At 75.4% G+C, this 6,069-nt stretch carries 7 protein-coding genes; all 7 read left to right on the forward strand.

The annotated features are described in order from the left end of the window. Positions 1–22 precede the first annotated feature (22 nt). Positions 23–385 (forward strand): hypothetical protein, encoded by a 363-nt coding sequence (locus ACFV1L_RS19235; protein ID WP_380367290.1) that lies wholly within the window; start codon positions 23–25, stop codon positions 383–385. A gap of 218 nt (positions 386–603) precedes the next feature. Next, positions 604–1,953: a sensor domain-containing protein gene (locus tag ACFV1L_RS19240; protein ID WP_380367291.1), complete on the forward strand. Its 1,350-nt coding sequence runs from the start codon at positions 604–606 to the stop codon at positions 1,951–1,953. Further along, the gene (locus tag ACFV1L_RS19245; protein ID WP_380367293.1) at positions 1,917–2,624 is read left to right on the forward strand and encodes a LuxR C-terminal-related transcriptional regulator; all 708 of its coding nucleotides are present in this window, start codon (positions 1,917–1,919) and stop codon (positions 2,622–2,624) included. Before ACFV1L_RS19240 ends, ACFV1L_RS19245 begins: the two co-directional genes overlap by 37 nt. Positions 2,625–2,797: 173 nt before the next feature. Then, a complete protein-coding gene (locus tag ACFV1L_RS19250) occupies positions 2,798–3,217 on the forward strand; it encodes a PaaI family thioesterase (RefSeq protein ID WP_380367295.1) in 420 nt (139 codons plus the stop codon). Then, positions 3,214–3,975: a nucleotidyltransferase domain-containing protein gene (locus ACFV1L_RS19255; RefSeq protein ID WP_380367296.1), complete on the forward strand. Its 762-nt coding sequence runs from the start codon at positions 3,214–3,216 to the stop codon at positions 3,973–3,975. The genes ACFV1L_RS19250 and ACFV1L_RS19255 overlap by 4 nt, the downstream gene beginning before the upstream one ends. Positions 3,976–4,179: 204 nt before the next feature. Then, entirely contained in the window at positions 4,180–4,638 is a 459-nt protein-coding gene (locus tag ACFV1L_RS19260) for a hypothetical protein (RefSeq protein WP_380367298.1), read from the forward strand. A gap of 99 nt (positions 4,639–4,737) precedes the next feature. After that, a complete protein-coding gene (locus tag ACFV1L_RS19265; protein ID WP_380367300.1) occupies positions 4,738–6,027 on the forward strand; it encodes a multidrug effflux MFS transporter in 1,290 nt (429 codons plus the stop codon). Positions 6,028–6,069: the final 42 nt, after the last annotated feature.

Here is a 6,069-nt window from a genome sequence, read left to right on the forward strand (position 1 = left end):
ATGCCCGCCCTAGGGTGCCGATATGACGACAAAGCGGCAACCGACCACCACCCTCTGGCGCCCCACCGGCCCCGAGGAGCTGGCCCTGGTCGCCGCGTCCGGTTGGCGGGCGTGGCCGCCGCGGCTGCCCGAGCAGCCGATCTTCTACCCCGTGCTGAACGAGGACTACGCGATCCGGATCGCCCGGGACTGGAACGTCCCGGCGTCCGGCGTCGGCTACGTGACGCGCTTCGAGGTCGGGACGGCGTTCCTCCGGCGCTACCCCGTGCAGCGGGCCGGCGGCGAGACCATCCTCGAACTGTGGGTGCCCGCCGAGGAGTTGGACGAGTTCAACCGGCACCTGGCGGGCCCGATCGAGGTCGTGCACGAGTTCCGCCCGGCCTGACGGCCCGGCGCTGCGCCGGCGGGCCGGTGTCCGCGCGGGAGGTGCCGGGCGCGGTGCGTCCGACGACGGGCGGGCGCCGCCGCGGTGTACCCAGGTACCCCGGAAGGAGTGTCCCGAGGGCCACTGATCGGGTCGCGGCGCTGCGGCAGACTCGGGTGCGGAAGGGCAGCACACGAAGAAGCCTGCCGCGAGGGCGGCGGGGCGGGGGAGGAACGGCCGTGAACGACGACAACACCGGTGCGGGGAGCGGGAACCCGGATGCCGGGCGGGGCCCGCTGCGGCCGCTCCGCGCGCTGGGCCGCGCCGTGCGGGCCGTGGTGCACAGCGCGGCGCTGGCCGCCTTCGTGGTGCCGCAGACGGCCCTGCTCACCGCGGCGTCCTTCGCCGGCGGCCTGATGGGTCTCGGCGTGGGCGTCCTGCTGGTGCCGCCGATCGCGCTGGCGGTCCGCCGGCTGGCCGGGCTGCGGCGCACCCTGGCCGCCCGCTGGTCCGGCACCGAGATCCGCGAGCCCTACCTGCCGCGGCCGGAGGCAGAACCGGGCGTCCAGGGCCTGTGGGTGCGCTTCCGGTCGATCCTGGCCGACCCGGCCACCTGGCGCGACCTGCTCTGGCTGCTCGTCGACCCGGCCGTCGGCTTCGTCCTGCTGCTGCTCCCGCTGACCGTGGTCGGCTACGGCGTCCTCGGCCTGCTGGAGCCCTGGGTCCGCGAGACGCTCGCGGCCCACGGCGGCGACAACACCTACCTGTGGGTGCACCTGACGGACGACGCCGCCGCCCGGACCGCCGCCCTGCTCGGGCTGCCGGTCCTGCTGGCGGGCCTGCTGCTCGCGCCGGTCGCGCTGCGCGCCCACACCGCGCTCGCCGGACTCCTGCTCGGCCCGACCGCCCGCGCCGAGGCGCTGGCCGCCCGGCGCAAGGTCGCCCACCTCACCGAGACCCGGCGCGAGGCACTGAACGCCCAGGCCGCCGAACTGCGCCGGATCGAGCGGGACTTGCACGACGGCGCGCAGGCCCGGCTGGTGGCCATGGGGATGAACCTGGGCGTCGCCGAGCGGCTGGTCGAGCGCGACCCGCAGGCCGCCAAGCAGCTGCTGGCGGAGACCCGCCAGGCCTCCGCGACCGCCCTCGACGAACTGCGCGACCTGGTCCGCGGCATCCATCCGCCGGTCCTGGCGGACCGCGGACTCGTCGACGCGGTGCGGGCGTTGGCCATGAACAGCCCGCTGGACGTGACGGTCTCCGCCGAACTGCCGGGCCGGCCCGAGGCCCCGGTCGAGTCCGCCGTCTACTTCGGCGTCTCGGAGGCGCTGGCCAACGCCGCGAAGCACTCCGGCGCCGCCCGCGTCGACATCCAACTCTGGTACCAGGACGGCCTGCTGAAAGCCCAGGTGACCGACGACGGGACGGGCGGCGCCGACCCCTCGCGCGGCACCGGACTGCGCGGCCTGGAACGCCGGCTTGCTACCTTCGACGGACTCCTGGCCGTCCGCAGCCCGCACGGCGGCCCCACCACCCTGACGATGGAGCTGCCGTGCGTGTTGTCCTCGCCGAGGACCTCTTCCTCCTGAGGGACGGCCTGGTCCGGCTGCTGCAGGCCTACGACTTCGAGGTGGTGGCCGCCGTGGACACCGGACCGGACCTCCTGAACGCCCTGCTCACCGAACGCCCCGACGTGGCCGTGGTCGACGTGCGGCTGCCCCCCACGTTCACCGACGAGGGCCTGCGGGCCGCGCTGGAGGCCCGGCGGCGGATACCCGGGCTGCCGGTGCTGGTGCTCTCCCAGTACGTCGAGCAGCTCTACGCCAAGGAGTTGCTCGCCGACGGCAGCGGCGCGGTCGGCTACCTGCTGAAGGACCGGGTGTTCGACCCCGACCAGTTCGTGGAGACGGTCCACCGGGTGGCCGCGGGCGGCACCGCGCTCGACCCGCAGGTGGTCGCGATGCTGGTCGGCGGCACCGGGCGGAGGAAACCGCTGGACCGCCTGACGCCGCGGGAGCGCGAGGTCCTCCAACTGATGGCCGAGGGGCGCTCCAACGCCGCGATCGCCGAACGGCTGGTGATCACCGAACGGGCGGTGAAGAAGCACACCACCAACATCTTCCTCAAGCTCGACCTGCCGCCCTCGGAGGAGGACCACCGGCGGGTGCTGGCGGTGCTGGCCTTCCTGGAGATCGCCACCCAGGCCGACGGCTCCCTCCCGCGGCGTCCGGCCAACTGCACGGTGCCCGGAGACAGGTGACCGCCGGTGCGGAGGTGCCGGCAGGCCGCCGACCGGGGCGGTCCGACGACGGCCGGCCCGACCCGGTCGGGACCGCTCCGGTCGGCGAGTGGGGCCACGTCCCCGGGGGGAGCCGGTGGTCCGGGCACGGAACAGGGAGTACGCTCCCCCAACGACTTGGAGGTCCGTCCCGCATGACGCCATTCACGCCCGAACTCCGGTTCGCCCAGAAGGTCCTCGACGACCAGCCGTTCAGCGTCCTGGTCGGCGCCCGCGTGGAGGTGTTCGAGCCGGGCCGCGCGGTCCTCGCCCTCGACATCCGCGACGACCTCAAGCAGCAGAACGGCTTCGTCCACGGAGGCGTCCTGGCCTACGCCGCCGACAACGCGCTCACCTTCGCGGCCGGAACGGCGCTCGGCCCCGACGTGCTCACCGGCGGCCTGACGATCAGTTACGTACGGCCTGCCACCGGAGTCGCCCTGTCCGCCGAGGCCACCGTGGTCTCCAGCGGACGGCGGCAGGCGATCTGCCGGTGCGAGATCTTCGCCGTCGCGGCGGACGGCACCCGGACGCTCTGCGCGGTGGCGCAGGGCACCGTGCTCACCGCAGGATGACGCCGCGCCCGCCCGGGACGGCCCGTCCCGCCGCCGACGACTCCACGGAGCGCCCGGACCCGGTGGCGGCGGCCGCCGACCTGGTCGCCCTGCGGTTCCCCGAACTGCGGGCCGCGTTCGTGGCGGGCAGTGTGCTCACCGTCCGGCGCACCCCGACCTCGGACCTCGACATCGTGGTGCTGCTGGCCGGCCCGCCGGCCCCGTACCGGGAGAACCTGCGCCATCTCGGCTGGCCCGTCGAGCTGTTCGTGCAGACCGAGGCCGACTGGCACCGCTTCGCCGACCAGGAGACCGCCGCCGCGTGCTCGCCGCTTCTGCACATGTGCGCGGAGGGCCGGCTGCTCGCGGACCCGGACGGGCTCGGTGCCGAGCTGCGGGAGCTGTCGCGCCGACGCCTCGCCGCGGGCCCGCCGCCCGCCTCGCCGATGGAGCTGGAGCGCCGCCGCTACGAACTCACGGACGCCCTGGACGACCTGCGCGGCTGCCCCGACCACCCGGAGCGGGTCCACCTCGCCTCCCAGCTGCTCCGCCAGGCGTCCGAGCTGGCCCTGCGGGTCGGCGGGCACTGGCTCGGCGGCGGCAAGTGGCTGTCCCGCCGGCTCGCCGCCGCGGACCCGGAGCTGCACGCCCGGCTGATCGCGGCGACGGCGGCCGTCGTCGCCGACGCGCCGGACGGCGTGGACCTCCTCGTCGCCGTGCTGGAGCAGGTGCTCGACCGGGCCGGCGGGCCGTTCTGGGTGGGGTACCGGATCGGCTGAGCCGGACACCCGGGGGCGCCCGCCCGGCACCGGACGGGAGCCGGGTCCTCCTCCGGGGTGGTGCGGGATCCGCCGGAAGGTGGGGTGCGGCGGCGGAGGGTAGCTCTTCGGGACTATGCGGCTCGGTACTTCACGGGCATGGTTCGCGGTGCCGACCGGGTCGACGATGGAGGGGACGGGGACACGGCGGAGGGGTTGGCGGAGATGGTGGGCGCGCGGAAGGCGACGGCGGTGGTCCTCGGCGGGGCGGCCGTTGCGGCGCTGGCGGTGATGGTCGGGCCGGCCGCGATCCAGCAGGCGCAGGACCGGATGGACCAGACGATGCGGTACCCGACGGGGGCCGCCGCCAAGGCCGAGGAGCGCGAGGTGCCGTCCTGGCTGCCCGACACGGCGGTGCGGATCGCCTTCCTGACGGGCAGTCACGACGGCGACCGCCTGATCCGGGCCACGCTGCCGGACCGGGCGCTCCCGGCCGGATGCACCGAGGGCCGGCCGGTCGGCGCCGTGCACCTGCGGGCGCACTGGTTCCCCAAGGACGCCCCGCAGCGGGCGACCGCGCACTGCGGGCTGTACGACGTCGCGCTGATCGGCGACCAGCTGTACGGCTGGCAGGACGCGGCGGTGGCGGCCAGCGCCCGGCCCGGCGGCCTGCCGGTGCACTAGCGCGCGGACGGCGGACCGCGGACGGCCGGGACCCGGCCTACCGGGCGGCGGGGCGGATGCGATAGGACGGTGCGCATACCCGCCACCCCGAGGAGCACCATGCCAGGCCCGACCGTCGACGCCGACGGCGACCAGACCGTCCCCGCAGCCCCCGGCCGAACCGACACCGCGCCCGCCGCCGAATCCGCCGCCGGCGCTCCGGGCGGCAAGGCCCCGTTCGCGGCCGCCACCGTGGCCGTCCTGGGCAGCCTCGCCGCGCTCGGACCGGCCACCACCGACCTCTACCTGCCCGCGCTGCCCGAGCTGACCGCCGACCTGCACTCCACCGCGCCCGCCGCCCAGTTGACGCTGACCGGCTCGCTGCTCGGGATGGCGTTCGGCCAGCTGCTGTTCGGCCCGCTCAGCGACCGGGCCGGCCGCCGCGGTCCGCTGCTGGTCGGGCTCGCGGTCTACACCGCGGCCAGCGTGATGTGCGCCCTCGCCGACTCGATGGCGATGCTGGTCGCCGGCCGCGCGCTCCAGGGCGCGGCCGGCTCGGCGGGGCTGGTGATCGCCCGGGCGATCGTCCGGGACCGGCTCGAAGGCGTCCCGATGATACGTTTCCTCGCCACCATGGGGCTGATATCCGGCCTGGCCCCGATCCTCGCCCCGGTGGCCGGCGCCCAGCTGCTCCACCTCACCGACTGGCGCGGCACCTTCTTCACGCTGGCCGTGTTCGGTGCGCTGCTGACCGCCGGCTCGGCCGTGGGCATCCGGGAGACGCTGCCGCCGGAACGCCGGCACGGCGACGGCCTGGGCACCACCGTCCGCGCCATCGGCGGGCTGCTGCGCGACCGCCCGTTCCTCGGCTACCTGCTGACCAGCACCTTCGCGTTCGGCGCGCTGTTCGCGTACGTCGGCGGCTCGTCGGTGGTGCTGCAGGACGTGTACCGGATCTCGCCGCAGACCTACAGCCTGGTGTTCGCCGTCAACTCGATCGTGCTGCTGGCCGTCACGCAGCTGAACGGGCGGGTACTGGTGCAGCGCTTCCCCGGGCCGGTGCTGCTGGTGTCGGCGCTCGCGGTGGCCACCGCGGCGGGGGTGGCCGTCGTGCTGTGCACCACGGTCTGGGACCCGGGGCTGGCCGGGGTGTGGCCCGCGCTGGCGGTGCTGATGGGTTCGATGGGCGTGATCCTGCCGAACGCCAACGGACAGGCCCTCACCATGGCCCCGCACGCGGCCGGTTCGGCGTCCGCGCTGCTCGGCACCGGAACCTTCCTGTGCGGCTCGGTGGTGGCCCCGCTGAGCAGCGTCGGCGGCCACCCGTCCGCGACCGCGCTGGGCCTGATCGTGCTGGGCTGCTCGCTGCTGGCGCTGCTGTCGTTCCTGCCGCTGTACCGGCGTCGCTGACGCTCCGTCACGGCGAACGCCCGGCCGGTGGCACCTGCCACC

Source organism: Kitasatospora sp. NPDC059646 (assembly GCF_042734615.1).
Taxonomy (GTDB): Bacteria; Actinomycetota; Actinomycetes; order Streptomycetales; family Streptomycetaceae; genus Kitasatospora.

Coding starts and splice junctions, on each gene's coding strand:
- ACFV1L_RS19255 (WP_380367296.1), top strand. CDS start 3,214: ATGACGCCGCGCCCGCCCGGGACGGCCCGTCCCGCCGCCGACGACTCC.
- ACFV1L_RS19235 (WP_380367290.1), top strand. CDS start 23: ATGACGACAAAGCGGCAACCGACCACCACCCTCTGGCGCCCCACCGGC.
- ACFV1L_RS19265 (WP_380367300.1), top strand. CDS start 4,738: ATGCCAGGCCCGACCGTCGACGCCGACGGCGACCAGACCGTCCCCGCA.
- ACFV1L_RS19260 (WP_380367298.1), top strand. CDS start 4,180: ATGGTGGGCGCGCGGAAGGCGACGGCGGTGGTCCTCGGCGGGGCGGCC.
- ACFV1L_RS19250 (WP_380367295.1), top strand. CDS start 2,798: ATGACGCCATTCACGCCCGAACTCCGGTTCGCCCAGAAGGTCCTCGAC.